27 protein-coding genes are annotated in these 25104 nt (G+C 71.6%); 14 read left to right on the top strand and 13 right to left on the bottom strand.

All coding sequences use genetic code 11. The features are described from left to right. The first annotated feature begins 25 nt into the window (after positions 1-25). The 3 genes from ACTWNK_RS31520 to ACTWNK_RS31530 are packed head-to-tail and all read left to right on the top strand — an operon-like array spanning position 26 to position 3657. On the top strand, positions 26-1045 hold the full coding sequence (locus ACTWNK_RS31520) for an ABC transporter permease (RefSeq protein ID WP_474308534.1): 1020 nt from the start codon (positions 26-28) through the stop codon (positions 1043-1045). A 34-nt stretch (positions 1046-1079) separates the two neighbouring features. Next, entirely contained in the window at positions 1080-2153 is a 1074-nt protein-coding gene (locus ACTWNK_RS31525; protein WP_474308536.1) for a sugar ABC transporter substrate-binding protein, read from the top strand. Position 2154: 1 nt separating this feature from the next. Continuing rightward, positions 2155-3657, top strand: a complete 1503-nt coding sequence (locus ACTWNK_RS31530) for a sugar ABC transporter ATP-binding protein (RefSeq protein ID WP_474308538.1) — start codon at positions 2155-2157, stop codon at positions 3655-3657. On the opposite strand, the gene ACTWNK_RS31535 is transcribed toward ACTWNK_RS31530, so the two are convergent. Then, positions 3632-4630: an AraC-like ligand-binding domain-containing protein gene (locus ACTWNK_RS31535; RefSeq protein ID WP_474308540.1), complete on the bottom strand. Its 999-nt coding sequence runs from the start codon at positions 4628-4630 to the stop codon at positions 3632-3634. The genes ACTWNK_RS31530 and ACTWNK_RS31535 overlap by 26 nt on opposite strands. A 204-nt stretch (positions 4631-4834) precedes the next feature. Between ACTWNK_RS31535 and ACTWNK_RS31540 the strand changes: the two genes are divergently transcribed. The 4 genes from ACTWNK_RS31540 to hpaD are packed head-to-tail and all read left to right on the top strand — an operon-like array spanning position 4835 to position 9207. Then, positions 4835-6316: an aldehyde dehydrogenase family protein gene (locus ACTWNK_RS31540; RefSeq protein ID WP_474308542.1), complete on the top strand. Its 1482-nt coding sequence runs from the start codon at positions 4835-4837 to the stop codon at positions 6314-6316. 1 nt (position 6317) lies between these two features. Then, on the top strand, positions 6318-6710 hold the full coding sequence (locus ACTWNK_RS31545) for a nuclear transport factor 2 family protein (RefSeq protein ID WP_474308544.1): 393 nt from the start codon (positions 6318-6320) through the stop codon (positions 6708-6710). A gap of 20 nt (positions 6711-6730) precedes the next feature. After that, positions 6731-8185 (top strand): 5-carboxymethyl-2-hydroxymuconate semialdehyde dehydrogenase, encoded by a 1455-nt coding sequence (gene hpaE / locus ACTWNK_RS31550; protein WP_474308546.1) that lies wholly within the window; start codon positions 6731-6733, stop codon positions 8183-8185. Further along, positions 8185-9207, top strand: coding sequence for a 3,4-dihydroxyphenylacetate 2,3-dioxygenase (gene hpaD / locus ACTWNK_RS31555; protein WP_474308548.1), 1023 nt, complete (start codon positions 8185-8187; stop codon positions 9205-9207). Before hpaE ends, hpaD begins: the two co-directional genes overlap by 1 nt. A 23-nt stretch (positions 9208-9230) precedes the next feature. Here the strand turns inward: hpaD and ACTWNK_RS31560 are convergent, their stop codons facing one another. Further along, positions 9231-9638: a hypothetical protein gene (locus tag ACTWNK_RS31560; protein ID WP_474308549.1), complete on the bottom strand. Its 408-nt coding sequence runs from the start codon at positions 9636-9638 to the stop codon at positions 9231-9233. Positions 9639-9784: 146 nt separating this feature from the next. Between ACTWNK_RS31560 and ACTWNK_RS31565 the strand changes: the two genes are divergently transcribed. From ACTWNK_RS31565 to ACTWNK_RS31575, 3 genes are read left to right on the top strand one after another with little or no spacing between them, the layout of a single operon-like run. Next, positions 9785-10510 carry a pyrimidine reductase family protein gene (locus tag ACTWNK_RS31565; RefSeq protein WP_474308551.1) on the top strand — a complete coding sequence of 242 codons (726 nt, stop codon included), beginning with the start codon at positions 9785-9787 and terminating at the stop codon, positions 10508-10510. Positions 10511-10533: 23 nt separating this feature from the next. Then, on the top strand, positions 10534-11598 hold the full coding sequence (locus ACTWNK_RS31570; RefSeq protein ID WP_474311030.1) for an ATP-dependent DNA ligase: 1065 nt from the start codon (positions 10534-10536) through the stop codon (positions 11596-11598). Between the two features lie 41 nt (positions 11599-11639). Further along, complete coding sequence (locus ACTWNK_RS31575; protein WP_474308553.1) at positions 11640-11996, top strand: hypothetical protein; 357 nt, start codon at positions 11640-11642, stop codon at positions 11994-11996. Positions 11997-12003: 7 nt separating this feature from the next. Here the strand turns inward: ACTWNK_RS31575 and ACTWNK_RS31580 are convergent, their stop codons facing one another. Both ACTWNK_RS31580 and ACTWNK_RS31585 read right to left on the bottom strand, forming a co-directional pair. After that, positions 12004-12606, bottom strand: coding sequence for a histidine phosphatase family protein (locus ACTWNK_RS31580; protein ID WP_474308555.1), 603 nt, complete (start codon positions 12604-12606; stop codon positions 12004-12006). 11 nt (positions 12607-12617) lie between these two features. Beyond that, positions 12618-13769, bottom strand: coding sequence for a PEP/pyruvate-binding domain-containing protein (locus ACTWNK_RS31585; protein ID WP_474308557.1), 1152 nt, complete (start codon positions 13767-13769; stop codon positions 12618-12620). Between the two features lie 60 nt (positions 13770-13829). Between ACTWNK_RS31585 and ACTWNK_RS31590 the strand changes: the two genes are divergently transcribed. Both ACTWNK_RS31590 and ACTWNK_RS31595 read left to right on the top strand, forming a co-directional pair. Beyond that, entirely contained in the window at positions 13830-14225 is a 396-nt protein-coding gene (locus tag ACTWNK_RS31590; RefSeq protein WP_474308559.1) for a DNA-binding protein, read from the top strand. After that, on the top strand, positions 14222-14857 hold the full coding sequence (locus tag ACTWNK_RS31595) for a transcriptional regulator (protein WP_474308560.1): 636 nt from the start codon (positions 14222-14224) through the stop codon (positions 14855-14857). Before ACTWNK_RS31590 ends, ACTWNK_RS31595 begins: the two co-directional genes overlap by 4 nt. 54 nt (positions 14858-14911) lie before the next feature. Here ACTWNK_RS31595 and ACTWNK_RS31600 read toward each other — a convergent pair whose 3' ends face one another. Both ACTWNK_RS31600 and ACTWNK_RS31605 read right to left on the bottom strand, forming a co-directional pair. After that, positions 14912-15553, bottom strand: coding sequence for a response regulator (locus tag ACTWNK_RS31600; RefSeq protein ID WP_474308561.1), 642 nt, complete (start codon positions 15551-15553; stop codon positions 14912-14914). A gap of 5 nt (positions 15554-15558) precedes the next feature. Next, positions 15559-16605: a sensor histidine kinase gene (locus ACTWNK_RS31605; RefSeq protein ID WP_474308562.1), complete on the bottom strand. Its 1047-nt coding sequence runs from the start codon at positions 16603-16605 to the stop codon at positions 15559-15561. A 130-nt stretch (positions 16606-16735) separates the two neighbouring features. On the opposite strand from ACTWNK_RS31605, the gene ACTWNK_RS31610 reads away from it, so the two are divergent. After that, positions 16736-17791 carry a hypothetical protein gene (locus ACTWNK_RS31610; RefSeq protein WP_474308563.1) on the top strand — a complete coding sequence of 352 codons (1056 nt, stop codon included), beginning with the start codon at positions 16736-16738 and terminating at the stop codon, positions 17789-17791. Between the two features lie 18 nt (positions 17792-17809). On the opposite strand, the gene pgeF is transcribed toward ACTWNK_RS31610, so the two are convergent. The 4 genes from pgeF to ligD all read right to left on the bottom strand — a co-directional run bounded on the left by pgeF (position 17810) and on the right by ligD (position 21517). Then, positions 17810-18520, bottom strand: a complete 711-nt coding sequence (pgeF, locus tag ACTWNK_RS31615; protein WP_474308564.1) for a peptidoglycan editing factor PgeF — start codon at positions 18518-18520, stop codon at positions 17810-17812. Between the two features lie 36 nt (positions 18521-18556). After that, on the bottom strand, positions 18557-19978 hold the full coding sequence (locus ACTWNK_RS31620; protein ID WP_474308565.1) for an AAA family ATPase: 1422 nt from the start codon (positions 19976-19978) through the stop codon (positions 18557-18559). Between the two features lie 35 nt (positions 19979-20013). Further along, on the bottom strand, positions 20014-20400 hold the full coding sequence (locus tag ACTWNK_RS31625; protein WP_474308566.1) for a hypothetical protein: 387 nt from the start codon (positions 20398-20400) through the stop codon (positions 20014-20016). Between the two features lie 106 nt (positions 20401-20506). Then, on the bottom strand, positions 20507-21517 hold the full coding sequence (gene ligD, locus ACTWNK_RS31630) for a non-homologous end-joining DNA ligase (protein ID WP_474308567.1): 1011 nt from the start codon (positions 21515-21517) through the stop codon (positions 20507-20509). A gap of 319 nt (positions 21518-21836) precedes the next feature. Here ligD and msrB point away from each other — a divergent pair, with 319 nt between their 5' ends. Next, positions 21837-22238: a peptide-methionine (R)-S-oxide reductase MsrB gene (gene msrB, locus ACTWNK_RS31635; protein WP_474308568.1), complete on the top strand. Its 402-nt coding sequence runs from the start codon at positions 21837-21839 to the stop codon at positions 22236-22238. Between the two features lie 9 nt (positions 22239-22247). On the opposite strand, the gene ACTWNK_RS31640 is transcribed toward msrB, so the two are convergent. From ACTWNK_RS31640 to hemG, 3 genes are all read right to left on the bottom strand, one after another. After that, positions 22248-22808, bottom strand: a complete 561-nt coding sequence (locus ACTWNK_RS31640; protein WP_474308569.1) for a hypothetical protein — start codon at positions 22806-22808, stop codon at positions 22248-22250. Positions 22809-22978: 170 nt separating this feature from the next. After that, a complete protein-coding gene (gene hemQ, locus ACTWNK_RS31645; RefSeq protein ID WP_474308570.1) occupies positions 22979-23680 on the bottom strand; it encodes a hydrogen peroxide-dependent heme synthase in 702 nt (233 codons plus the stop codon). Between the two features lie 5 nt (positions 23681-23685). Next, positions 23686-25095 (bottom strand): protoporphyrinogen oxidase, encoded by a 1410-nt coding sequence (hemG, locus tag ACTWNK_RS31650; RefSeq protein ID WP_474308571.1) that lies wholly within the window; start codon positions 25093-25095, stop codon positions 23686-23688. Positions 25096-25104: the final 9 nt, after the last annotated feature.

Below are 25104 nucleotides of genomic sequence, written 5' to 3' on the forward strand. Positions count from 1 at the left end.
GCACTCACGAGAGGTGGTGTTCAGGGTGAGCACCGATCGGGCCATCAAGGAGCAGCCGGATACCGCGCGGCGCGACGGCTCCGGGCGGCGGCTGCTGGCGCTCGGCGGCAGGGCGGAGTCGACCAGTGTGCTGGCCGCGACCGTGCTGCTCATCGTCGTCATCAGTGTGCTGCGGCCCGACTTCCTGAGCGTCGGGCAACTGCTCGACATCCTGCAGTCGTCGGTGTACGTGGGACTGCTGGCCGTGGGCATGGCCTTTCTCATCTCGATGCGGGAGATCGATCTCTCGGTCGGCTCGATGTTCGGGCTGTGCCTGATCGTGGCCGGGTTGCTGATGCGCTCGGGGGTGTCGCCGTGGGTGGCCGCCGCCGCCGGTGTGCTGCTCGGCGGTGTGCTCGGCTTCGTCAACGCGGCCGTCGTGCGCTGGGTGCGCATTCCGACGATCGTGGTGACGCTGGCGACGCTGTCGGTCTATCGCGGTCTTTGCCTGGCGCTCAGCGACGGGCAGCAGGTGGTCGGGCTGCCGCTGGAGAGCTCCTTCTTCACCGTCATGGGCGGCAGGCTGCTCGGTGTGCCGGTGAGCGTCTTCGTGCTGCTGGCCGCGGTGATCGCCTTCACCGTGGTGCTGCGGCTGACGCCGTTCGGGTACCGGGTGCGGGCCATCGGGTCCAATCCCGAGGCCGCCGCCTTCTCCGGCATCTCGGTCGCCAGGGTGCGGACCCAGGTTCTCGTCGTCGTGGGGTTGCTCGCCGGGGTCGCGGCCATGGCCGGGCTCGGCTTCTTCACCTCCGGCGATCCCAATATCGGCACCGGTTTCGAGCTGCAGGCGATCGCCGCGGCCGTGATCGGTGGTACGCCGCTGCGGGGTGGAAGCGCCACGATCGTGGGCGCGGTGCTCGGCGCGGTGCTCATCGGGGTGGTCACCAGCGGGTTGACCTATTTCAACATCCCGGCCAACTGGAGCGCCTTCGCGACCGGCGCTGTGATCCTGATGGCCGTGGCTTTCGACAGCATTCTGCGCCGGCGGGCGCGCCCGGAGCTCTGAAGCTCCGGCTCTGAAGGACAAGGAGAAAGCCCGAATGTCCAGACCCCGAATGCCCCATCTCGCCCGGGCGGGCGCCGTGTTCCTGGCCCTGTCGCTCGCTGCCTGCTCCTCGGGCACCACGGCGGCCGAGCCGGGGGCGGCCAAGCGGCTGAAGATGGCCTTCATCTACGCCTCCACCACGCAGAACCCCTTCCAGGAGATGGCACTCGGCGCCAAGCACGCCGCCGAGGAGGACGGCGGCATCGATCTGGTGCAGTCGGCGCCGACCGGGATCAACGGCCCCCAGCAGGTGTCGATGTTCCAGGCGGCCACCCGCAGCTCCCCCGACGGCATCGCCTACGAGACGCTCGCCCCCGACCTGTTCGTCAGGCCGCTCAACACCGCGAGCGACGCGGGCATCCCGCTGGCCGCCGTCGACACGGTCGCCCCCGCGGGCACCAAGGTCGGCCTGTACGTCGGCAACAGCAACACCGAACTCGGCAGGGCGCTGGGCGAGGAGTTCGTCAAGCAGGTGCCTGCCGACTCCACGGGCGAGGTCGTGCTGGGCAACGACATCCCCGGGCTCGGCCTGCTGGAGCAGCGTCTGGCCGGACTGATCGCGGTGATCAAGGAGAAGCGGCCCGGGATGAAGATATCCGGCCCCTTCGACTCCAAGTCCGAGCCGACCGACAACTTCAACGCCTGGCTCAACATCGTCAAGTCGCACCCGGACGCGGTCGCCTTCATCGGCGTCGGCGGGCAGGACGGCGCCTCGCTGCCGCTGATCCAGAAGCAGCTCGGGCGCAAGTTCCTGGCCGGCTCGGCCGACCTGGACCCGGCGGCCATCCAGGCGGTCAAGGACGGCTATCTGTTCGCCCTGTCCTCGCCCGAGCACTGGCTGAAGGGCTATGTGGCCATGCGGCTGCTGATCGAGTCCAAGCGCAAGAACACGCCGCTGCCCGCCGGCTGGTGGAACCCCGGCACGCTGGTCGTCACCAAGGCCAATGTGGAGGAGATCATCACCAGGCAGAAGGACGCGCCGAGCCGGGCCGCGTACTTCAAGAAGGTCACCGACCAGCAGTTCGCCGATGCCAAGGCCAACATCAAGCCGGTGACGGAGGCCGACTGACATGACGACGCTGGAGGCGGTGGACATCCGTAAGAGCTACGGCGGCGTCGCTGCGGTCGACGAGGGGAGGATCAGCGCGACGGGCGGCAGTGTGCACGCCCTGCTCGGTGAGAACGGGGCGGGCAAGTCGACGCTCATCAAGATCCTCTGCGGCGCCGTGCGGCCTGACTCGGGCCGCCTCCTGCTCGACGGCTCCCCTGTGACCTGGCGGGACACCGCCGACGCCGTACAGCACGGCGTCGCGGTGGTCTCCCAGGAGCTCAACCTGTTCCCCGAGCTCGACGTGGTGGCCAATCTGTTCATGCGCAGGGAGCTGCGGGCCGGGCCGTTCGTACGGCGGGGCGCGATGCTGGCCGAGGCGGTGCCGATCCTCGACGAGCTCGGCTTCGCCGCCTCCCCGCGCAGCCTGGTCGGGGAGCTGTCGCTGGCCGACAGGCAGGTCGTGGAGATCGCCAAGGCGCTGCTGGCCAGGCCGCGCGTGCTGATCCTGGACGAGCCGACGTCGGCGCTCGACGACGCGGGCGCCGAGCGGCTGCTGCACGTGCTGTCGGTGTTGCGGGCCAGGGACGTGGCGGTCATCTTCGTCTCGCACATCCTTGAGGAGGTCATGCGCCTGGCCGATGTGGTGACCGTGCTGCGTGACGGGCGCACGGTGCTGAGCGGGCAGAGCATGAGCTCGCTCACGCTGGACACCGTCGTGCACGCCATGCTCGGCGACGGGCGCTCCTCGTCGGCGGAGCCCGTGCCCAGGCGGCCCGCGCGGCCCCGCTCGCCGGGACGTGCGGGTCTGCGGCTCGACGGCGTGACGGTGAAGGGCGCGGTGGAGGAGGTGACGTTCACCGCCGAGCGCGGCGAGATCGTGGGCCTGGCCGGGGTGGCGGGCGCCGGTCAGCGTGCGGTGCTGGAGGCGGTGGCGGGGGTACGGCGGCCGAGTTCGGGCCTGCTGAGCCTGCCCGGCACCGGCAGGGAGCCGCGTGACCTGCGCGACGCGGTGCGTTCGGGCGTCGCGGTGGTGACGGGCGACCGCAAGCGGCTGGGCCTCATGCTGGACAACCCCGTCTGGGAGAACATCACCCAGGTGCGCTCGGTGGCGCTCGGCCGTGACGGCGCCCTGCTGCGGCGGGGCACGATGCGCGAGCGGGCCAAGGCCAGGGCGGCCGAGCTCGGCGTGCGGATCTCCGGCGTCGAGCAGCCCGCCGGACTGCTGTCGGGCGGCAACCAGCAGAAGGTGGTGCTGGGCAAGTGGCTCGACGCCGAGCCGTCGGTGATCCTGCTCGACGACCCGACCAGGGGCGTGGACGTGGGGGCCAAGCGCGAGATGCACGCGCTGATCAGGGGCGCGGGCGAGGACGCGGTGGTGCTGATGTGCTCGACCGATCTGGACGAGCTGGCCTCACTGTGCGACCGCGTGCTGGTCTTCCGCCGGGGACGGCTGCGGGCCACGCTCGAAGGAGAGCGACTGACCAGGCACGACATCCTCAGTGAGATGAATTCGGCTGGCTAGTCAGCTCCATCTCCAGGTGCCCGTCGACGTCCCTGGTCAGGCGGTACTCGCGGGGTGAGACGCCGTAGGCCGCCTTGAACAGGCGGCTGAGGTGTGCGGCGTCCACCAGGCCCCAGTGCGAGCCGATCGTGTTGATGGCGGTCGCGCGCTGCTCGGGGTCGGCCAGGTCGCGCCTGATGTGTTCGAGGCGGCGCTCCTTGATGAAGCGGCCGACCGTGGTGCCTTCGGCGCGGAACAGCTTGTGCAGGTAGCCGGTCGAGACGTGCACGGCGGCGGCGATGGAGTCGGGGCCGAGGTCGGGCTCGTTGAGGTGCTGCTCGATGAAGCCCTTGATGCGCACCATGAGCGTCTCCATCGACGCCGTGGTGCGCGCCGGGTCGCCGAGCCGCTCGGCGTACATGAGCGCGACCAGGTCGACGACACTGTCGGCGAGCCGGGTGGAGTACGGCCCGCCGATCTCGTCCACGGCTCCGGCGAGGTTCATCAACAAGGGGGCGAGCAGGCTGCCGAGGCCGTGCCTGCCGGAGATGCGCCGGGCGGTCACCTCGGCCAGTTGCTGGCCCGGCAGGCGCATGCTGCGCTGGGGGAACATCAGCACGAGCATCTTGCACCCGGTGTCGACCGAGACCGTGTAGGGCCTGGTGGTGTCGTAGAGCGCGATGTCGCCGGGCAGCAGCGGCGCCTCCCTGCCGTCCTGGGAGATCAGCACGTATCCCTGCAGCGGCATGCTCAGCTTGAACATCGCGGCGTCCGAGCGTGCGATGAGCCGTGGCGTGCGGTCGGCCCGGTGCGGACCGGCGCTGACGGTGCTGATCATGACCGAGCCGAGCGACTGACACGACAGCTGGGCGCCGAACGACATGGGGTCGGGGAAGGTGAAGTCCAGCGGCACGAACGAGTCGGCCACCGCGGACCGCCAGAAGTCGGCTCTCTCGGGTGGGGTCACATCCGAGGTCCTGACCAGCGTCGACATCAGCGCCTCCTGCAGAGGGACCTGCGCACGGTGAGCAGTGGGGGTGCGTGAGCAAACTAACACGCAAGCGGTAAAACGTATGTGAATCCGTATAGGTCGTAATGAACTCGTTCATCCTCCGACAAAGACTGTGCGGTGTCCGACAAGCGCCGTCAGGAGCCAGGTCCGAGACTCGTCGTAGCTCATGACGAGAGGCGACCACCTATGTCCGTTCCATCACTCATCGCGAAGGATTCCGCCGACCAGCTGCTCATCGGCGGCTCCTGGCGGCCGGCATCGGACGCGGGAGCCTTCGCCACCGTGAACCCGGCCACCGGCCGGCCGATCGCCAGGGTGGCGAGCGCCACGGCCGCCGATGTGGACGACGCGGTACACGCCGCCAGGCAGGCGTTCGAGTCGGCCGAGTGGGCCGCGATGCCCGCCCCCGCGCGGGCCAGGCTGCTGTGGCGCCTGGCCGACCTCATCGAGGCCAACGGCGACGAACTGGCCGCACTGGAGACACTCGACAACGGCCAGCCGTACGGCGTGGCCAGGAATGTCACGGTGCCGGGCACAGCCGAGCACTTCCGCTACTTCGCCGGTTGGGTCACCAAGATCGAGGGCAGCACCGCCCCGCTCGGCGACCCCCGCGTCTTCCACTACACCAGGCGTGAGCCGATCGGCGTGTGCGCGATCATCACGCCGTGGAACTTCCCGCTGATGATCGCCGCGTGGAAGCTGGCCCCGGCCCTGGCCTGCGGCAACACCGTGGTGATCAAGCCGGCCGAGCAGACGCCGCTGACCACCGTGCGGCTGGCCGGGCTGGCGATCGAGGCGGGCTTCCCGCCCGGCGTGGTGAACCTGGTGACCGGCGGCGCCGAGGTCGGCTCCCGGCTGGCCCAGCACCCCGACGTCGACAAGGTCTCCTTCACCGGCTCGACCGAGGTGGGCCAGGAGATCCTGCGCAACTCGGCGGGCGACCTGCGCAGGGTCACGCTCGAACTCGGCGGCAAGACGCCGATGATCATCGCGAGGGACGCCGACATCGACGCGGCCGTCGGCGGCGCCGTACAGGGTGCGTTGTTCAACTCCGGCCAGGTGTGCGCCGCCTACTCGCGCTTCTACGTCGACGCGGCGCGGGCCGACGAGTTCGTCACCAAGGTCTCGGCCGCCGCCGCCGCGATGCGGCTCGGGCCCGGCATGGAGCCCACGACCGAGATGGGCCCGCTGGTCAGCGAGGAGCACCTGAGCCGGGTCGACGCCTTCGTGCGCTCGGGCCTCGACGACGGCGCCACGCTGGTGACCGGCGGCGACCGGGCGGGCGACGACCTGGCCGAAGGCTACTTCTACCGCCCGACCGTCTTCGCCGGGGTCACCGACGACATGTCGATCGCCCGCGACGAGATCTTCGGCCCGGTCATCCCCGTGCTCACCTACGACGACCCCGGCGAGCTCACCGCACGGGCCAACGACAGCAGGTACGGCCTGGCCGCCTCCGTCTGGACCCGCGACCTGGGCACCGCCCACCGCCTGGCCGCCGAGATCAAGGCCGGGGCGATCTTCGTCAACATGCTGCACGTGCCCGACCCCGCCGCGCCGTGGGGTGGTTTCAAGGCCAGCGGGCTCGGCAGGGAGATGGGCCGCTACGCCCTCGACGCCTACACCGAGACCAAGGGCGTGTTCGTCAACCTGAGCGAAGGAGCCTGAGGTGCCCACACCACGGGAGATCATCGAGGCGCATTACGCCGCTTCGGCGCGGGGCGACCTCGACGGCATGGTCGCGCCGTTCGACCCCGGGATCGAGTGGACGGAGATGGCCGGCTTCCCGTACGCGGGCACGTATGTCGGTCCCGACTCGGTCAAGGACAACGTGTTCCTGCGCATCGCCGCCGAATGGGACGACTACCGCGCCGATCCCCTCGAACTCGTCGTGCAGGAGGAGACCGTCGTGGCCTTCGGCGAGTACTCGGGCACCTACAAGGCGACGGGCCGCTCCATGCGCGTCACGTTCGTCCACCGCTGGCGGCTGCGCGAGGAACGCGTGGTCGGCTTCGAGCAGTACACCGACACCCACCTCGTCCGCGCCGCGATGGCACACTGATGGAGCCGGGACCGCAGTCCTTGAAAACGATCACGCACTGGATCGACGGCGCGCACGAGCACAGCGCCGGTGGCGAGACCTTCGACGTCCTGGCCCCCGCCACCGGCGAGGTATACGCCAAAGCCGCGGCCGGACAGGCCGCCGACATCGACAGGGCGGTGGCCGCCGCCCGCCGCGCCTTCCACGGCCCCTGGGCCAGACTGACCAACCGCGAGCGCGCTGGCATCATGGTCGGCATCGCCGACGCCATCGAGGCCAGGGCGGGTGAGCTGGCCGAGCTGGAGACCTACGACACCGGCCTGCCGATCACCCAGGCCAAGGGCCAGGCGCACCGCGCGGCCGAGAACTTCCGCTTCTTCGCCGACGTCATCGTGACGCTCAACGAGGAGGCCTACCGGGTCGGCGACCAGCAGCTCAACTATGTCGTGCGCAAGCCGGCCGGGGTCGCCGGGCTGATCACGCCGTGGAACACGCCGTTCATGCTGGAGACCTGGAAGCTGGCCCCCGCCCTGGCCTCCGGCTGCACGATCGTGCTCAAGCCCGCCGAGTGGTCGCCGCTGTCGGCCAGCCTGCTGCCCGAGATCATGCGGGAGGCCGGGCTGCCGCAGGGCGTGCTCAACATCGTGCACGGCATCGGCGAGGAGGCGGGCGCGGCCCTCGTCGCCCATCCCGGCGTGCCGCTCATCTCCTTCACCGGCGAGAGCTCGACCGGCCAGATCATCGCCCGCGAGGCCAGCGCCCATCTCAAGGGCCTGTCCATGGAGCTCGGCGGCAAGAGCCCCTGCGTGCTGTTCGCCGACGCCGACCTGGAGTCGGCCATCGACTCGGCCGTCTTCCAGATCTTCAGCCTGAACGGCGAGCGCTGCACGGCCGGTTCGCGGCTGATCGTCCAGCGCGAGGTCTACGACGAGGTCGTCGCCCGCCTGGCCGTCCGGGCCTCGGCCGTACGGCTCGGCGACCCGGCCGACCCGGCGACCGAACTGGGCGCGCTGATCCACCCCGAGCACCACGCCCGGGTGATGGACTACGTGCGCATCGGCCAGGCCGAAGGCGCGCGGCTGGTGGCAGGGGGCCAGGCCGACGGGCCGTTCCTGCAGGCCACCGTGTTCGCCGACGTCACGCCTGACATGCGCATCTTCCAGGAGGAGATCTTCGGCCCCGTCCTGTGCGTCACGCCGTTCGACACCGAGGAGGAGGCCGTCGAACTGGCCAACGCCACCAAGTACGGCCTGGCCGCCTATGTCTGGACCAGTGACCTGCGCCGGGCGCACACGCTGGCCTCGACGATCGAGGCGGGCATGGTGTGGATCAACTCGCACAACGTCCGTGACCTGCGCACGCCGTTCGGCGGGGTGAAGGCGAGTGGGCTCGGCCGGGAAGGCGGACGGCACAGCATCGACTTCTACACAGAGTCCCGTATCGTGCACGTGACGTTGGGCGAGGTGCACGTGCCCCGTTTCGGAAAGGCGTCCTGATGGTTCTGAGACACCCTCCGGTCAAGGCTCCGGACGTGATCCGCTCCGCCTACGCCGAGCTCGTCGTGACCGATCTGGCCAAGGCCAAGTGGTTCTGGTGCGACATGCTGGGCATGCACGTCCAGTACGAGGAGCCGGGCCTGCTCTGCCTGCGCGGCTACGACGAGCTCACCCACCACTCGCTGGTGCTGCGCCAGGGCGAGGTCGCCGCGCTCGGCCACCTGGCCTACCGGGTGCGCACACCCGAGGACGTCGACCGCGCCGAGGCCTACTTCGCCGCGCTCGACCGGCCGACCCGCCGCATCGCCAAGGGCGCGGGCACGCCGGGCGTCGGCTACGCGGTGCGCACGGTGGACCCGCTGGGCTTCCCCATCGAGTTCTTCCACGAGATCGACAGGGGCGAGCGGCTGATCCAGCGCTACGACCTGCACAAGGGTGCGAAGATCTCCAGGCTCGACCACTTCAATATCGTCACGCCCGACATCGAGGCCGCCTACAACCACTACGAGGGCCTCGGCTTCGGCTGTTCGGAGACGATCGAGGACGAGGTCAAGATGTACGCGGCCTGGATGTATCGCAAGCAGACCGTGCACGACGTCGCCTTCACCGGCGGGGCCGGGCCGCGCCTGCACCACCTGGGCATGGCCACGCACGAGTCGCACCACGTGCTGCACACCGCCGACCTGTTCGCCTCCGTGCACGCCGAGAGCCACATCGAGCGGGGTCCCGGCAGGCACGGCGTCTCCAACGCCTTCTACCTCTACCTGCGCGACCCCGACGGGCACCGGGTCGAGGTCTACACCTCCGACTACTACACCGGCGACCCCGACCACGAGACGCTGCGCTGGGACGTCCACGACGACAGGCGCCGCGACTTCTGGGGCAACGCGGTGATCGAGTCCTGGTACAAGGAGGCCACACCGGTCCTCGACCTCTACGGGCGGGTGGCGCCGATCAGCGAGTCGGCGCTGGACGAGAGCGCGGTCAAGGTCGGCGCCGACGGCCTCGGCTCGACCACCTGACCCACCCCGTCCTGCCCGTACGGCTAGAGCTGTCTGGCGGCCACCGTGGCCGTCAGCAGCACCAGGACGAAGGTCGTCACCCCGGCCAGGCCGTGCAGCAGCACGGCCAGGGTCGGGAAGCTCTGCTCGGCGCCCTTGGCGTGCCTGCCGCCGCCCAGCCACCTGGTGAACATGGTGAAGCCGAGCAGGGCCGCCGCGGCCAGCACCCCGAACGACACCCACGCGAGCGTGCGCGAGGAGGTCAGCAGGAAGCCGACCCAGCAGCCCAGCGCGGTCACCGCCAGCGTCGGGTGCGAGAAGATCAACGCCAGCGGGAACCTGGTCACCTTCGTCTTCTGCTGACGCAGCCCACCGCCCGACAGCCAGACGTGGAGGAGATACACGCCGACCGTCGCGGTGATCAACCACGTCACGACCGTGATCAGACCCACTGGGCCCCTCCCTGATGTCCCCACCCTCTGCCGCCACGCTATGCACAAGACGCCACGCCCGTCCTGTTGATGCACCAAAGCGGTATCCGACTGGCGAAATCACCCTCAGGACCGAGGCCGAAATCGGGGTGTGCCAAGGTAGGGGGGTGCGCCGCATACATCCGGACCCGCAGGACGACGTCGACCTCGCGCAGGCATACGCCTATCCCGAAGGCCGTGCGTGGACGCGGGTCAACATGGTGGCGAGCGCCGACGGAGGCGCATGGCTCAAGGGCCTGTCGGGCGGGCTGTCCAGCAAGGGCGACCGCCGCGTGTTCGGTGTGCTGCGCGGGCTGGCCGACGTCGTGATGGCCGGGGCCGCCACCGTGCGCACGGAGGGCTACGGCCCGGCCAGGCCGCGTGAGTCGTGGCGGCCGCTGCGCGAGGGCAGGCCGGACGCGCCGCCGATCGCCGTGGTCACCCGCAGGCTCGACCTCGACCTCGGCTCGGCGCTGTTCGTCGACGCGGCCCAGCGCACGATCGTGATCACGTGTGCCGCCGCGCCCGCCGACCGCAGGCGCGAGGCCGCCAAGCTGGCCGATGTGATCATCGCGGGCGACGACCGCGTCGACCTGGCCGTCGCGATCGCCGCCCTGCGCGAACGCGGGCTCGGCCGGGTGCTGTGCGAGGGCGGCCCGCGTGTCAACGGGCAACTGGCCACCTCCGGTGCGCTCGACGAGCTGTGCCTGACCGTCGGCCCGCTGCTCATCGGCGGCGGCGCCTCCCGCATCCTGAACGGCGACGCCGGCCGCGTCGACATGCGCCTCGCGCACGTGCTCGAAGAGGACGGCTTCCTGTTCAATCGCTACATCAGCACCACCCGCGAGGAGTGACGATGGACGAGAGCCCGATCCCGATCGACCTGCCCGTCATGCCGCCGGTGGCGCCGATGCTGGCCAAGGCGGTCAAGGGCATGCCACCCCAGAACGGCCGGATGTTCTACGAGCCCAAGTGGGACGGCTTCCGCTGCATCGTCTTCCGCGACGGCGACGAGGTGTACCTGGGCAGCAGGAACGAGCGGCCCTTCACCCGCTACTTCCCCGAACTCGTCGAGGCGGTCAAGGCCGAGCTGCCCGAGCGCTGTGTGGTCGACGGCGAGATCGTGCTGCGCGACGGCCAGGGGCTCGACTTCGAGGCGTTGCAGCAGCGCATCCACCCGGCCGCCTCACGCGTGAAGCTGCTGGCCGAGCAGACGCCCGCCTCCTTCATCGCCTTCGACCTGCTCGCCCTGGGCGACGACTCGCTGATGGAGCGGCCCTTCGCCGAGCGCAGGGCCACACTGGAGTCGATCTTCGATGCGGCCGGGCGTTCGATCAGGCTCACGCCGATCACCCAGAACGACGAGCGGGCCGCCGAGTGGTTCGAGATGTTCGAGGGGGCCGGGCTCGACGGCATCATCGTCAAACCCGGCGACCTGCCGTACGAGCCGGACAAGCGGGTGATGTTCAAGGTCAAGCACGACCGCACGGCCGATGTCGTCGTGTGCGGGTACCGCGAGCACAAGAGCGGGCCGGTCGTCGGGTCGCTGCTGCTCGGCCTCTACGGGCCCGAGGGCAGGCTGCACCATGTCGGGGTGGCCGCCTCCTTCCCGATGGCACGCCGGGCCGAGCTGGTCGACGAGCTCAAGCCGTACCTCGTGGACATGGCCGAGCATCCGTGGGGCGCGTGGGCGCAGCAGCCGGCCGACGGCTCGCGGATGCCGGGGAACGTGTCGCGGTGGAACGCCAAGAAGGACCTGTCGTTCATCCCGTTGCGGCCCGAGCTGGTGGTGGAGGTGGCCTACGACCAGATGGAGGGCCAGCGCTTCCGGCATACCGCGCACTTCAGGCGCTGGCGGACCGATCGCACTCCGCAGTCGTGCACCTACGAGCAACTCGAGCGGCCGATCGCCTACGACCTGGACGATATTCTCGCCCGGTGACAGGGCACCCGCCGGGCCGATAAATCGGCTATATAGATCTCATGACGGGAAACCCCGGCGAGGACTTCCGCGCCGCCATGGCGGCCAGACGCGACCTCGGCCCAGAGTACGAGGACGCCATCGTCGAGTCGTTCATCGACAAGCTCGGCCAGGAGGTCGACCGGCGCGTCGACGACCGGCTCGCCACCCGAGGCTCCTCCGGGCGCAAGCCCGCCCAGCGCGAGCAGGGCTCGGAGGGCATGCGCCTGGCCCTGGCGATCGTGTCCCTCTCGCTGGGCACGATCGCCTCCATCGCGGTCCTCGCCTCCGGCGCCTCGACCGGAGGGCTGCTGCTGGTGTGGGCGGGCGTCGTGCTGGTCAACCTGATCTTCTCGCACGGCGGCGGCCGCAAGGGCTGAGCGGGCCCTACGGCCGGGTGTTGCGGGGGAAGCCGGTCCAGCGCAGGGCCGGTGGCAGGTGGCTCATGTCGTTGAACATGACGAGCGTGGGCGGCAGGCCGGTGCGGTACTCCACGACGGTCAGCGCGGTGTTGGCGCTGTCGAGGCCGAGCCAGCGCACCGGGGGCGCGTCCATGGCATGCCGTACCAGCCAGGCGATCGGGTAGGCGTGGGTGATGAGGACCTCGTGCGTGTCCGGGTCCGACCTGTCCGGCGTCCGGGCGAACCTGGCGAGCAGCGCACGGGCGAGTCGTTCGCCCTGTGCCGCCTCGGCCTCGTCGTAGCCGTCGAAGAAGCCTCGCCACGAGGGCGGCGTCTCGGCCGGGGCCGGGACGTAGGGCACGTGGTCGAGGAGTTCGGCGGCCTCGGTGACCGGCACGTCGCGCAGGTGCGCCGCCGCCGCCTCCGCGCTCGCCTTGGCGCGGGGCAACGGCGAGTGCCACACCACCTCGGCGGGCGTCGTGGCCAGGCGTTCGCCCAGCAGGGCCGCCTGCTCGCGTCCGATGTCGGTGAGCTGTCCGAACGCGTCGGCCGAGCCGTGGCGCGCCAGGTAGAGATGTCGTGTGGCCATGGGATCGGGTGTCAGGGGCGTGGTGTCCCCTGCTCCTTCCTGTCGTCGGTGATGGTTCCGGCGTCGCCGTCGACCGTGATCGGGGCACCGTCGTCGATCCGGTCCGTCGCGTTCTCGACGCCGAGCACGGCGGGGATGGCGTGCTCGCGGGCGACGATCGCCGCATGCGAGAGCACGCCTCCGGTCTCGGTGACGACGCCCGCCGCGATGCGCAGCAACGGGGTCCAGGCGGGGTCGGTGAACGGGCAGACGAGGATGTCACCCGGTCGTACCCGGGCGAAGTCGGCGGGGCCGCGGACGATCCGGGCGACACCGGTGACCCGGCCGCGGCTGCCGGGGGTGCCGGTGAGGAGGTGACCGATTTCAGCCGGTCGATTCCGGTCATCCGGTGGCAGGGCGGCTGTGATCGGTCGGGCCTGGAGGAGCCAGAGGCGGGTGTCCGCGATGGCCCACTCGATGTCCTGGGGGCCGCCGTGCAGGGCGGCGACCCTCGCGCCCAGGGCGGCCAGCCGTACGGCGGTGGGCGGGTCGAGGGTGGCGCGGCCCCGGTCGGCCTGGGGGACCTCGCTCATGGTCAGGCGGGTGCCCCGGCGGTCGAGGCGGGTGCGTTTGTCGGCGACGACGGCCGTGAGGGAGCCGTCCGGCGCGACCCGGTAGGCGTCGGGCGTGACCGTGCCCCCGACGACGCTCGGCCCGAGCCCCCACGACGCCTCGATCCGGGTCGCCCGGCCGGGCGCCTCCGGGGTGAACATCACGCCTGACACCTCGGCGTCCAGATGGCGTTGCACGAGTACGGCCATGGCCGCCTCACCGCCGAACGCCTCCCGGTAGGAGGCGGCGCGCGGCGACGACAGCGACGCCCAGCAGGCGTGTACGGCCTCGGCGACGTTCCGCGTGCCGCGCACGGCCAGGAAGCTCTCGTGCTGACCGGCCGCCGACGCCTGGGCGGTGTCCTCCCCCGCCGCCGACGACCGCACCGCCACATAGGCATCACCGAGCTCCCCGAGCGTCTGTTCGAGCGGGCCCAGGTCGGCGTCACGGCAGGCGTCGAACGGCAGCACGAAGCCGCACGGCACCGGCAGCCCCGCACGCAGCATCGCGCCGAGCGCACCGGCCTTGCCCCCGCACGTGCCGGGGACTGCCTCGGCCAAGGGTACGATCACCCGCCCCACCCTTTCAACATATGATTGACAATGATTTGTTGATTGTGCATGATGACCACCATGCCCCGCAAGGACGACATCGAAGCCGCCGCGCAGGCCGACCACGCCCAGGCCAAGCGCGAGCAGGAGGCCCGCCGCACCCTGCTCGGCCTCGGCGCCGACGCGATCGACGCCAGGCCGTGGCGCCCGTCGCCCGTCCCGCCTTCGGCCGTCGACCTCGTGCACTACGCCCTGTGGCGCGGCGCCGACCTCGACCCCGAGGCCGTGCTGAGCGCGCTGGCCCTGCTGCCCGCCGCCAAGGCCGAGGTCGAAGGGCTGGAGTCCGCCCTGCTGTTCACCGCGCGCGGCGCCGGGCTGACCTGGGCGCAGATGGCGCAGGCGATGGGCTTCAACTCCCCGCAGGCCTGCCAGCAGCACTTCATCCGTCTGACCGCACGGCAGGAGGCCGACTCGTGACGCGCACCTCGCCCGCCGGGCTGCTGGTCCTGCATGCCGTGCGCGTGCTCGGGTTCGCCGACACGCCGGTGCTCGCCCGGCGCTTCGGCCTGGACCAGGGCGAGACCAAGGAGGAGCTGCTCGACGCCCAGGCGCGTGGCTGGGTCTCGCACTCCGCCTTCGCCGGGACCGAGGGCTGGTCGCTGACCGACGCGGGCCGCGCGCAGAGCGAACGGCTGCTCGCCGCCGAGCTCGTCGCCTGCGGTGGGGGCGCGGAGGTGCGCGCCGTGCATGAGGCGTTCCTGCCGCTCAACGCCCGGCTGCAGCGCGCCTGCACCGACTGGCAGCTGCGTCCCGCCGACGGCGACCGGCTCGCGCCCAACGATCACGGCGATCCCGCGTGGGACGCGGCCGTGGTGCGGGAGCTGGGCGCGATCGACGGCGAGCTCGGGCCGCTGGCCGCGCGGCTGGAAGCCGTGCTGCGGCGTTTCGACGGCTACGCCGTGCGCTTCGCCTCGGCCCTGGCCCGCGTCCGGGCCGGAGAGGGCGCCTGGGTCGACCGCACCGACGTCGACTCCTGCCACCGCGTCTGGTTCGAACTCCACGAGGACCTCATCGCCACCCTCGGCATCGACCGGCGCACCGGAGCCTGAGGCAGGCACGACCAGAGCGGCGTCGACCGGCATACCGAGGCCTGAGGCGCGCGGTCAGACGTGGCCGTGCTGCCAGGTCCAGGTGGCGATGCCCACGCGGTTGCGGGTGCCGAGTTTGCGATGGATCGTGGCGATGTGGTTCTTGACCGTGCCCGGTGAAAGGAACAGCGCCGCGGCGATCTCCGCATTGCTCAGGCCGTCGGCGACCAGGCCCGCGATCTCGCTCTCGCGTTCGGTCAGCGGGTCGGCGAGCGCGGGGGCGGGGGCCGGGGCCCGCAGATGGGCGAGCAGCCGGGTGGTGAGCTGCGGGCTGATCATCGTGTCACCCGCCATCGCCGCGCGCACCGCCTCCACCAGCAGCGCCGGGCCCGAACGCTTCAGCAGGAAGCCGCAGGCCCCGTCGCGCAACGCCGTCCGTACGTACTCGTCCAGGTCGAACGTCGTCACCACGACCACCCGCATCGGCTCGGCCACGTCGGGCCCGGCCAGCGCTCTGGTCACCTCGAGGCCGTCGGCGCCGGGCATGCGGATGTCGGCGAGCACGACGTCGGGCCGCAGCCGCCTGGCCGTCTCGATGGCGCTGCGACCGTCGGCCGCCTCCGCGACGACCGTCATGTCGGGCTGCGCGTCCAGCACGAGCCGGAACGCGGCACGCACGCCCTCCTGGTCGTCGGCGAGCAGAATCCTGGTCGGCACGGCACTCATGCTCCCAGCCCCCGCCCACGCCCGGCGAAGCGGGCCTGCACCCGCCACCCCCCGGGTACGGCATGCGCCTGCAGGCGTCCGCCCAGCGCCTCCACGACCGCACCGAGCCCGGCCAGGCCGGTGCCGCCCCGACCGGCCTGGCCGGGTGTCGCGCCTCCGTCGTCGCGCACGTCCAGGAGCAGGCCGCCCTCGCCCTCTCCGGTCAGCGTGACCTCGACCCTGGTGGCGCCGGGCGCGTGCCTGCGTACATTGGTGAGCGCCTCGACGACCACCCGGTAGGCGGCGGCGCTCACGTCCCGGCCGACGTCGCCCGGCTCCCCCTCGACGTGCACGGTGACGGGACCGGTCGAGGAGAAACGCCCGGCCAGGGCCGGAAGGTCGTCCAGCGTGGGCAGGGGCGTCAGCGGCGCGTCGTCCAGCATGTGGACCGTGCGGTCGATGGCGCTCATCGCCCGCTGGCCCGCCTCCTCCACCCGGCGCAGGGCGGCCAGCGCGGCCTGCGGATCGCCGGGCCCGACGTACAGCCCGGCCTGCGCCTGGGCGATCATCTCGCTGACGTCGTGTGCCACGAAGTCGTGCAGGTCGCGGGCCAGCCGCCACCGCTGATCCCGCCGCGCCCGCGCCACCGCCTCCACCCGCCGCGCCTCCAGCACGCGCAGGTACAGCCCCACACCCACCGCCACCCCCGTGCCGATCGACCAGAACGCCCCGACGCCCACCGCCTCCAGCAGCGACGCGTGCCCGAACACCCGCAGGCCCCACGACGCCACCGCCGCACCGGCCACGCCGATCCCGCACAGCGCCGCCCTGGGCGAGGCCCACCTGGCCAGCGCCCCGCAGGCGAGCATGAGCGCCGCCGTCTCGACCAGCGCCATCATGCCCTCGGCCTGCCCCAGATCCGGCCCGCCCCGCCACACGGCGAGCACGCTGACGGCCAGCGACGCCAGCCCGGCCACGACGGCGGGCCACGGCAGGCCCCTCGTCCTCGCGACGAAGGACAGGACGGCGGCCGAGCAGGCCAGGACGGCGCAGATCGCATTCACGCCGTCGACCCTAGGCACTCGCCCGAGCCGGTCGCCAGTGCCGTTCGGCACCCCTGGCGCCGGGCCCGGCGGAGCCGGTCATGCCGTACGGCACATGGTCGCCGTGGCTGCCGGGCGAAAGGCTCAAGGCATGAAAAAGAACCTCATCCTCCCCCTCGGGGCGATGGCCTGGTCGCTGCTCTACGGCCTCGCCGGACTGTGCTGGGCGCTCGGCGCGGGCGGGTACCCGTGGGGCAGGAGCGATCCGGACCCCGACGGTGTGCTCGCCCTGCTGGCCTGGACCACGCCGGAGGGCGCCGGTGGGTGGATCGCGGGGCTCGGCCTCGCCGGTGTCGCGGTGGGCGCGGTGCTGCTCAGGGTCGCGGGCGGCGGCGCCGTACCCCGTGTCGTGCTGGGGGCGGCGCTGGGCTTCGCCGGGGTGGCCGCGTTCGGGCTGACGGTGCTGATCCCGGACAGCAGGCTGATGATGGGCGTCGCGTACACACCGGTGATGGCGGTGCTGGCGCTGTTCGGCGAGCACCCGGGCGGCGGGCTGGCCGCCGCGTGGGCGTGGCCCGTGCTCAACCAGTTGGTGTGCCTGGCCGGTGGTGTGCTGTTCGCCGGGGCCGCGCTGCGCGCCCTGCGTGGTCGTCGATCGGCGTGCGCGGTCTGCGGGCGTGGCCCGGGCGGGCGGTGGAGCACGCCGGAGGGTGCGGCACGGTGGGGTCGGGTCGCCGTGTACGTGGCGATCGGCGTGCCGCTGCTGTACTGCGCGACGCGGTGGGCGTGGGCGCTCGGCATTCCGCTCGGGGTCAGCGCCTCCTTCCTGGAGGAGGGCAGCAGGGACACGCCCGGCATCTGGCTGGCGGGTGCCTACCTGGCGACGTTCGGGGCGCTCGGCGGGGTGCTGACGCTGGGGCTGGTGCAGCGGTGGGGTGAGGTCTTCCCTCGGTGGATCCCGTGGTTGCGCGGGCGCCGGGTGCCGCCGAAGCTGGCGGTCGTGCCCGCGACGTTCGTGGCGATCATCGTGACCGTGGCCGGGATGACCTACATCAGGGCGGCGCTCGCCGGTCGCTTCGAGGCCTCGGAGTACGGCGCCTGGCTGCCCGAGATGTTCTGGCCGATCTGGGGCGCCGCCCTAGGCCTGGCCGCCCTCGCCTACCACCTGCGCCGCCGGGGCCGCTGCACCACCTGCGAGCGGGACTGAGCCTCCGGGGAGGGCGCCTCAGCCGGTCAGCCAGATGAGCCCGGCGAAGCGCCCGCTCCGCTGCTCGCGCCGGTGGGAGTAGAGGTCGGCCGACTCGATCGTGCACCTGGCGTCATGGCGCACCCGGGTCACGCCCGCGGCCCTGAGCTGGGCCTCGATCCCGGCGCGCAGGTCGAGGGCCGGGGTGTCCCACGAGGTGAGCGACCAGGCCTGCGGCACACGCTCGGCCACGCGCTCCCGCAGCTCGGCCGGAACCTCGTAGCACCGCCCGCACGCCCCCGGCCCGACGAACGCCACCAGGTCGTCGGGAGAGGCGCCCCGTGCGGTCATCGCCTCGGTCAGGGCGGTCGCGATGCCCGCCTCCGTGCCCGGCCGTCCGGAGTGCGCCGCGCCGACCAGCCCGGCGACCGGATCGGCGATCAGCACGGCGGGGCAGTCGGCGCCGAGCGAGGCCAGCGCGAGGCCGGGCTCACCGGTGACGACGCCGTCGATCGGCGGTGCGTCGGACCCGAAGGGCTCGGTGACGTGCACGACCTCGCGGCCGTGCACCTGGTGCATGAACACGATGCCCCGCACGCCGAGCTCGGCGGTGAGCGCCTCCCTGTTGGCCGTGACCGCCTCGGGCGCGTCGCCGACCATGCCGCCCAGATTGCGGGAGCCGTACGGCGCGGCGCTGACACCGCCGTGCCTGTCGGTCACGACCACGTGCACACCGGGAGCCAGGAGCATGCGCCGATCCTATTTCCTCCGGGCGGCCCGGCGTGGTCAGCAGGGCGGCTGCAGTCCGGCCTGCCGCCTTGCGCCGTCGCCGCCGCCGAGGATCGCGCGGGTCAGCTGTTGCCCGCGCATCTCGGCGAGCGCGGTGGCGAAGTGCTCGTCGGTGAGCGCGTCGGCGTCCTGCTCGGCCGTGCGCAGGGCGACGAGCACGACGCGGCGCATCAGCTCCCTGATGTAGGAGGCGGTCACGCCGTGTGTGCCTGCGACGACCGGTGCGAGGTCGGCCTCGACGCGCAACCGCCTGGCGTACAGCCGCAGCAGCCGCTCCCTGCCCTCCGCGTCGGGCAGCGGCACCTCGACCGCGAGGTCCACCCGGCCCGGCCGCTCGGCGAGTGCGCGTTCCAGCACGTCGGGGCGGTTGGTCGTCAGCACGAAGGTGATGTCGGTGTCGGCCGCCAGTCCGTCCATCGCGTCCAGCAGGGTGAACAGCAGCGGGCTGCTCTCCGACAACGACCGGTCCTCCGCCACCAGGTCCACGTCCTCGATCACCACGATCGATGGCGTGAGCCGCCTGGCCAGTGCCACGATGCTGTCCAGATAGCGCATCGCGCCACCGGTCAGCACGATCGCCGTCGAGGCGGGCATCCTGCCGATCAGGTAGCGCACCGTGTGCGTCTTGCCGGTGCCGGGCGGGCCGTGCAGGAGCAGGCCGCGCTTGAGGTGCTGACCGGCCGCCAGCAGCCGTCCGGCCTGCTCGCCGATGCCCACCGCGTGCGCCTCGATCGACTCCAGCACGCCGTCGGGCAGGATCACCTCGCTCGCGCTCAGCTCCGGTCTCGGCAGGAAGCTGACCAGCTCGTTGTCGTTGTGCTCGCTGTAGCCGAAGCTGAGCACCTGGCCGCGCATGACGTCGTGCTCGCGCTGCAGTGCGCCGATCGCCTCGCCGGTCGCCGAGGCCGCGGCCTGCTCGGCGGCGAACACGTTCAGCATCACCCGCGTCGGTGTGTTCTCGTAGCCGAGCTCCCGCTTGATCCCGACGACGACCGGCGTCCCGTCGGGGGCGTGCGCGGGCACCAGGCCCAGATGGACGACCTGCGTGCTGGTGTCGGGCCCTGCAGCGGCGGTGGCGTACTCCGGCTTGCCCAGCCGGTGCCTGCCGTCGTGGGCGGCCGACATCAGCATGTCGATCAGATCGGCGTGCCGCCGGTCCGGGCCGACCACGCCGAACCAGCGCGCGTCCTGCGGCAGGTAGGCCAGCACGCCACGGTACAGGCTGACCTGCTCCCAGGCACGGTAGATGTCCTCCACGACCACGACGTCGTTGAGCCCGCAGTCCAGATGCCCCGTCACCGACCCCACCAGGGGCGACACCGCGTTGGCCTGCTGAATGCGCTCCCCCGCCGCCGCCAGCACCATGGCCATGCCCGAGGCCAGCGCCTGCGCCGACGGCAATCCGATCTCTTCGCTCACCCTGCGAACCTAACCTCCCGAGCGCCTCCGGCGGCTCACCACCGCACCACAACGGCCACGACCAGCACCACCGTCTGTACGACCATGACCGTCACCGCCGCCTTGAGCACCGACGCCTTCCACCGCAGCACCTTCAGCAGATGCCGCTCGCGCAGTTCCTGTGCCGTCTCCCGCTCGGCGACCACGGGCCCCAGCAACGTCCATCCCGTGCCCGGCCGCCGCCAGAGCCCGACGACGAGCAGCACCGCGACCCCCACCGCGCAGCCCTGCACGACCAGCCCGGCCATCGCGGGCACCACCCCGCCGACGGCCACCTCCTCGCTCACCCGGAACAGCACGACCGACCCGGCCAGCAGGAGCACGGCGGCGATGTCGACGTACAGAACGCCCCGGCGGCGAGCCGGGTGGACGGGCTTCGCCATGGCAGTGCTCCTCGCTGTCCGCGCCTGGATCGGGCGAGCCCATATCCGTGTGACGGGAGTCAAACACGCCAGGGCGGAACTCCACCTCCCCCGGGACGGGCGTATTTCACCCTTCGGCGGAAATGTCCCTGCTCTTGCTCGGCTGCACCCGCTTCGGCTCGCCGGGCATCTTGGGATAGTTGGGCGGGTACGGCATGTCGCCGCGTTCGTCCTTGTCGTACCACTCCAGCAGGGTGTCGAGCCGGAAGGCCTCGTCGTCGATCGAGGCGTGCACGTCGCCGAGCGCGGCGAAACGGGCGGGCACGGTACGGATGTCGAAGGCGGCCGGGTCGGCGGTGGTGAGCTCGTCCCAGGTCAGAGGGGTGGAGACGGGGGCGTTCGGCTTGGCGCGCACGGAGTAGGCGCTGGCCACCGTGCGGTCCCTGGCGTTCTGGTTGAAGTCGATGAAGATCTTCTCGCCGCGCTCCTCCTTCCACCAGGCGGTCGTGGCCAGGTGCGGCGCACGGCGTTCGACCTCGCGGGCGAAGGCGATGGCGGCATGCCGTACCTGGGTGAAGTCCCAGTGCGGCTGGATGCGGATGTTGATGTGGATGCCGCGGCTGCCGCTGGTCTTGGGGTAGCCGGTGATGCCGAGTTCGGTGAGCAGGTCGCGGGCGACGAAGGCGACCTCGCGGGCCTGCTCGAAGCCGGTGCCCGGCTGGGGGTCGATGTCGATGCGCAGCTCGTCGGGATGGTCGACGTCGTCCGAGCGGGTGGCCCACGGGTGGAAGTCGATGGTGCCCAGGTTGGCGCAGTAGGCGATGGCGGCGATCTCGGTGACCTTGAGCGCGTCGGCGGTCCGCCCGCTGGGGAAGCGCACGGTGACCGTCTGCAGCCAGTCCGGATGCTTGGGCGGCATGCGCTTTTGGTAGATGGCCTCGGTCTGTACGCCGTCGGGGTGGCGCTTGAGATAGGTCGGGCGATCACGCAGGGCGCGCAGGGCGCCTTCGCCCACGCTCACGTAGTACTCCACCAACTCCCGCTTGGTGGCCCCGATCTGCGGAAAGTACACCTTGTCGGGGTTGGTGACCTTGACCACCCGGTCCCCGACTTCGAGCTCGATGAACGGCGATGCCATGCGAACGACCGTACCCCTTTCGGGTGGGTCCGTCCCGGAGCCGCCACGGTGGCGGGACCGAGCGCTCTACGGGACGGACGCCCAGACCACGCATCGACGGGTGCCGTTCCGGGCGCTGGCGCGCTTGCCCGGCCGGCCGTCGTCCGGTCCCCGGCTGCGGCAGCACGGGCGGGGCTGCCGCGGCCCACGGGACCTGAGATGCGTGATCTCACCCTTTATCCGGAAGGTAGTGACACCCCCCACGCCTACAAAGACGCAGAAACGCCCCAGAAAGGATGCTTCCCCCGCAGAGTTTTGCCGACCCCGTACTCTTGGGCACATGGACAAGGTGGTCAAGAGCGAAGCCGAGTGGCGGGTGCAGCTGACGCCCGAGGAGTTCCACGTTCTTCGCGAGGCCGGCACCGAGCGGCCCTTCAGCGGCGAGTACGTCGACACCAAGGAGGTCGGCGTCTACTCCTGCCGCGCGTGCGGCCAGGAGCTGTTCCGGTCGGAGGCGAAGTTCGACTCGCACTGCGGCTGGCCCTCCTTCTACGAGCCGGCCAAGTCCGAGCAGGTCGTGCTGATCGAGGACAGGACGCACGGCATGGTCCGCACCGAGGTGCGCTGCGCGCGGTGCGACTCCCACCTCGGGCACGTCTTCCACGGCGAGGGCTACCCGACGCCCACCGACGACCGCTACTGCATCAACTCGATCTCGGTGAAGCTGGAGCCGTCCGGCTGATCGGCGCCGTCAGCCCGGGTTCGGGTGCGTGACCCGGCAGGTGTCGTCGTCGGGGCCGAGGATGTTGGCGAGGACGGGATTGCCGTTCTCGCCGAACTTCGCCTGGACGAAGACGACCGGCTTGTCCACGCCGATCTCGCGCAGGTAGGCCAGGCCGCGTTCGCACAGGGTGAGCGCCTGCGTGGAGTTGCCCGCCGACTCCGGCAGATCGGTGTAGAGGCGTAGGTAGCCGCCCACCGTGCGGATGTCCTTGAGGCGCTTGGCCGCCTTGTCGGTCGTGCCCCACCGCTCGGCGAAGTACTCGGCCGCCTCCTGGTCGGTGTGCTCGGTCGTCGGCAGCGGCTTGGGCGACTTCGACGGCGTGGGCACCGGCGTCGGCGCGGCCGAACCGGCGGGCGCGGGCACCGGCGGCGAGGCGGCGACGACGTGCACCGAGGACACGGCGGCAGGCTCGCCGACCGGCGCCAGGGAGGCCGCGACGGGGGCGGCCGACCGCGGCGGCGGCTCCGCGGGCGAGCCGAGCAGATGCCCGGCCGCCGTGATGGCGCCGACCGCGACCACGACGGCCACGATCGCCCGCTCAGCCCCCCAGCCGTGCCCCGAGCCCGGCCGACGACGATGTCCGGGACGCCTGGCGCGCTCCACCCGAATGCCTCACAAGGAACGTCTTCAACAGCGAATCCCCATGATTATGGCAAACACCGGGTAAACAATCCGGCAAACGCCGCACCGTGCGTGCCCTACGGCAACGACGCGATGAGTTCGCGCACCGGCTTGCGTACGCCGGTGAAGAACGGGATCTCCTCGCGGGTGTGCCTGCGGGCCTCGGCCGCGCGCAGGGTGCGCATCAGGTCGACGATGCGGTGCAGTTCGTCGGCCTCGAAGGCCAGCATCCACTCGTAGTCGTTGAGGGAGAAGCACGCCACCGTGTTGGCCCGCACGTCCGGGTAGTCGCGTGCCATCTTGCCGTGCTCGGCCAGCATGCGGCGGCGGTCGGCGTCGTCGAGCAGATACCACTCCAGCGACCGCACGAACGGATACACCGACACGTAACCGCGCGGCTCCTCCTCGGCCAGGAACGCCGGGATGTGCGACTTGTTGAACTCGGCGGGCCGGTGCAGCGCCATCGCCGACCACACCGGCTCGCTGAGGCGGCCGAGCCCGGTGCGCCGGAAACGGGAGTAGACCTCCTGCAGGTCCTCGGCCGTGGGCGCGTGCCACCAGAACATGTAGTCGGCGTCGGCCCTGAACCCGGCCACGTCGTAGAGCCCTCGGGTCACGATGTCCTTGCTCGCCGCCTGCTCCAGCAGCTCGCCGACCTCGTCGGCCATGCCCTCTCTGTTGCCGGGGCACCCTTCGGTGGTCTTGAACACCGACCACATGGTGTAGCGGATCACCTGGTTAAGATCGCGAGCCTTGGGCCGCGGGGTCCCCTCAGTCATGGCGCCTATTCTCCCTTGAGCCCCAGGTGGTCGAGAATCCGGGAGGCCGCCGTGCGCGCGGTCGAGACGCACGCGGGCACGCCGATCCCGTCGTAGGCCGCCCCGCACACCGCGAGCCCCGGCTGCACGGCGACGGCGGCGCGGGTGCGTGCGACGCGGTCGAGGTGGCCCACGTTGTACTGGGGAAGCGCGCCGCCCCAGCGGGTGACGCGCGTGTCGATCGGCAGCCCGCGCACGCCGATCACCTCGCTCAGCTCGGCGGTGGCCAGCGAGACCAGCTCGCCGTCCTCGCGCTGCAGCAACTGCTCCTCCCCCACCCGGCCGATCGAGCAGCGCAGCAGCACCAGATCGGGGTCGTGCGCGACCAGGTGCGGCCACTTGATCGAGGAGAACGTCGCCCCCTTGACCGCACGCCCCTCCACGGGCGGCACCAGATAGCCACTGGCCTCGGGCACCTGCCGGAAGGCCGTGCGCGGGTAGGCCAGCGTGACGACGGCCATGCTGGAGTACTCGATGCGCGCCAGCTCGGCCGACGCCTTGGGCGCCTCGGCGGCCAGCAGCCTGGCCGTGGCGGGAGCGGGTGTGGCCAGGACGACGGCGTCGGCCTCGATCAGCTCGGGTCTCGGCACCGGCCCTGCGACCAGCCGCCAGCCCTGGGCGCTCCTGTGCAGCTCGCGCACGGTCACCCCGGTGCGCACGTCGGCACCCGACGCCTTGGCCACGGCCTCGGGCAGGCTGCCCATGCCGCGGGCCAGCGTGGTGAACACCGGCCCGGCGTCCTTGGGCGCCTCGGCCGCGATCTGCCTGGCCGCCGCCAGCAGCGAACGCTCCGAACGCGCGGCGGTGGCCACCCTCGGCATGGTCGCCGCCAGCGACAGCATGTCGGAGCGACCGGCGTAGACGCCGCCGAGCAGCGGTTCGACCAGCCGGTCGAGCACCTCCGAGCCCATGCGCGCCCTGATGTAGGCGGCGACCGAGACGTCGGTCGTGACCAGTGTCGCCGGGAGGATCTGATCCAGCGGCACCCGCAGCAGCCCGCCGGGCGACATGACCCCGGACCTGGCCAGCTCGGTCAGGTCGGACGGCACGCCCATGACCTGCCCCTTGGGCATCGGCCGCAACGAGCCGCGCGAGTAGATGGAGGCGCTGGTCGTGCCCGGCAGGACCAGCTCGTCGCCGAGGCCGGCCGCCCTGGCCAGCTCCTTGCCCTCGGGCCGCCTGGCCAGCATCGCCTCGGCCCCGGCGTCGACCGGCACGCCCGCCACCTCCGAGGCGTGCAGCTTGCCGCCGATGCGCGGCGAGCCTTCGAGCACGGTCACCCGCACGCGATCGCCCGCTCCCCGCCGCAGGAACAACGCGGCCGCAAGCCCCGAGATCCCGCCCCCGATGATCACCACATGAGGATTCGCACTCACGACAGGAGA

This window comes from Nonomuraea sp. IBHARD001 (genome assembly GCF_056106265.1).

Excerpts from the sequence above, each read along its gene's own strand:
- ACTWNK_RS31525 (WP_474308536.1), top strand. The coding sequence starts at position 1,080 with ATGTCCAGACCCCGAATGCCCCATCTCGCCCGGGCGGGCGCCGTGTTC.
- ACTWNK_RS31530 (WP_474308538.1), top strand. The coding sequence starts at position 2,155 with ATGACGACGCTGGAGGCGGTGGACATCCGTAAGAGCTACGGCGGCGTC.
- ACTWNK_RS31535 (WP_474308540.1), bottom strand. The coding sequence starts at position 4,630 with ATGTCGACGCTGGTCAGGACCTCGGATGTGACCCCACCCGAGAGAGCC.
- ACTWNK_RS31540 (WP_474308542.1), top strand. The coding sequence starts at position 4,835 with ATGTCCGTTCCATCACTCATCGCGAAGGATTCCGCCGACCAGCTGCTC.
- hpaD (WP_474308548.1), top strand. The coding sequence starts at position 8,185 with ATGGTTCTGAGACACCCTCCGGTCAAGGCTCCGGACGTGATCCGCTCC.
- ACTWNK_RS31575 (WP_474308553.1), top strand. The coding sequence starts at position 11,640 with ATGACGGGAAACCCCGGCGAGGACTTCCGCGCCGCCATGGCGGCCAGA.
- ACTWNK_RS31580 (WP_474308555.1), bottom strand. The coding sequence starts at position 12,606 with ATGGCCACACGACATCTCTACCTGGCGCGCCACGGCTCGGCCGACGCG.
- ACTWNK_RS31590 (WP_474308559.1), top strand. The coding sequence starts at position 13,830 with ATGCCCCGCAAGGACGACATCGAAGCCGCCGCGCAGGCCGACCACGCC.
- ACTWNK_RS31610 (WP_474308563.1), top strand. The coding sequence starts at position 16,736 with ATGAAAAAGAACCTCATCCTCCCCCTCGGGGCGATGGCCTGGTCGCTG.
- pgeF (WP_474308564.1), bottom strand. The coding sequence starts at position 18,520 with ATGCTCCTGGCTCCCGGTGTGCACGTGGTCGTGACCGACAGGCACGGC.
- ACTWNK_RS31625 (WP_474308566.1), bottom strand. The coding sequence starts at position 20,400 with ATGGCGAAGCCCGTCCACCCGGCTCGCCGCCGGGGCGTTCTGTACGTC.
- ligD (WP_474308567.1), bottom strand. The coding sequence starts at position 21,517 with ATGGCATCGCCGTTCATCGAGCTCGAAGTCGGGGACCGGGTGGTCAAG.
- msrB (WP_474308568.1), top strand. The coding sequence starts at position 21,837 with ATGGACAAGGTGGTCAAGAGCGAAGCCGAGTGGCGGGTGCAGCTGACG.
- hemQ (WP_474308570.1), bottom strand. The coding sequence starts at position 23,680 with ATGACTGAGGGGACCCCGCGGCCCAAGGCTCGCGATCTTAACCAGGTG.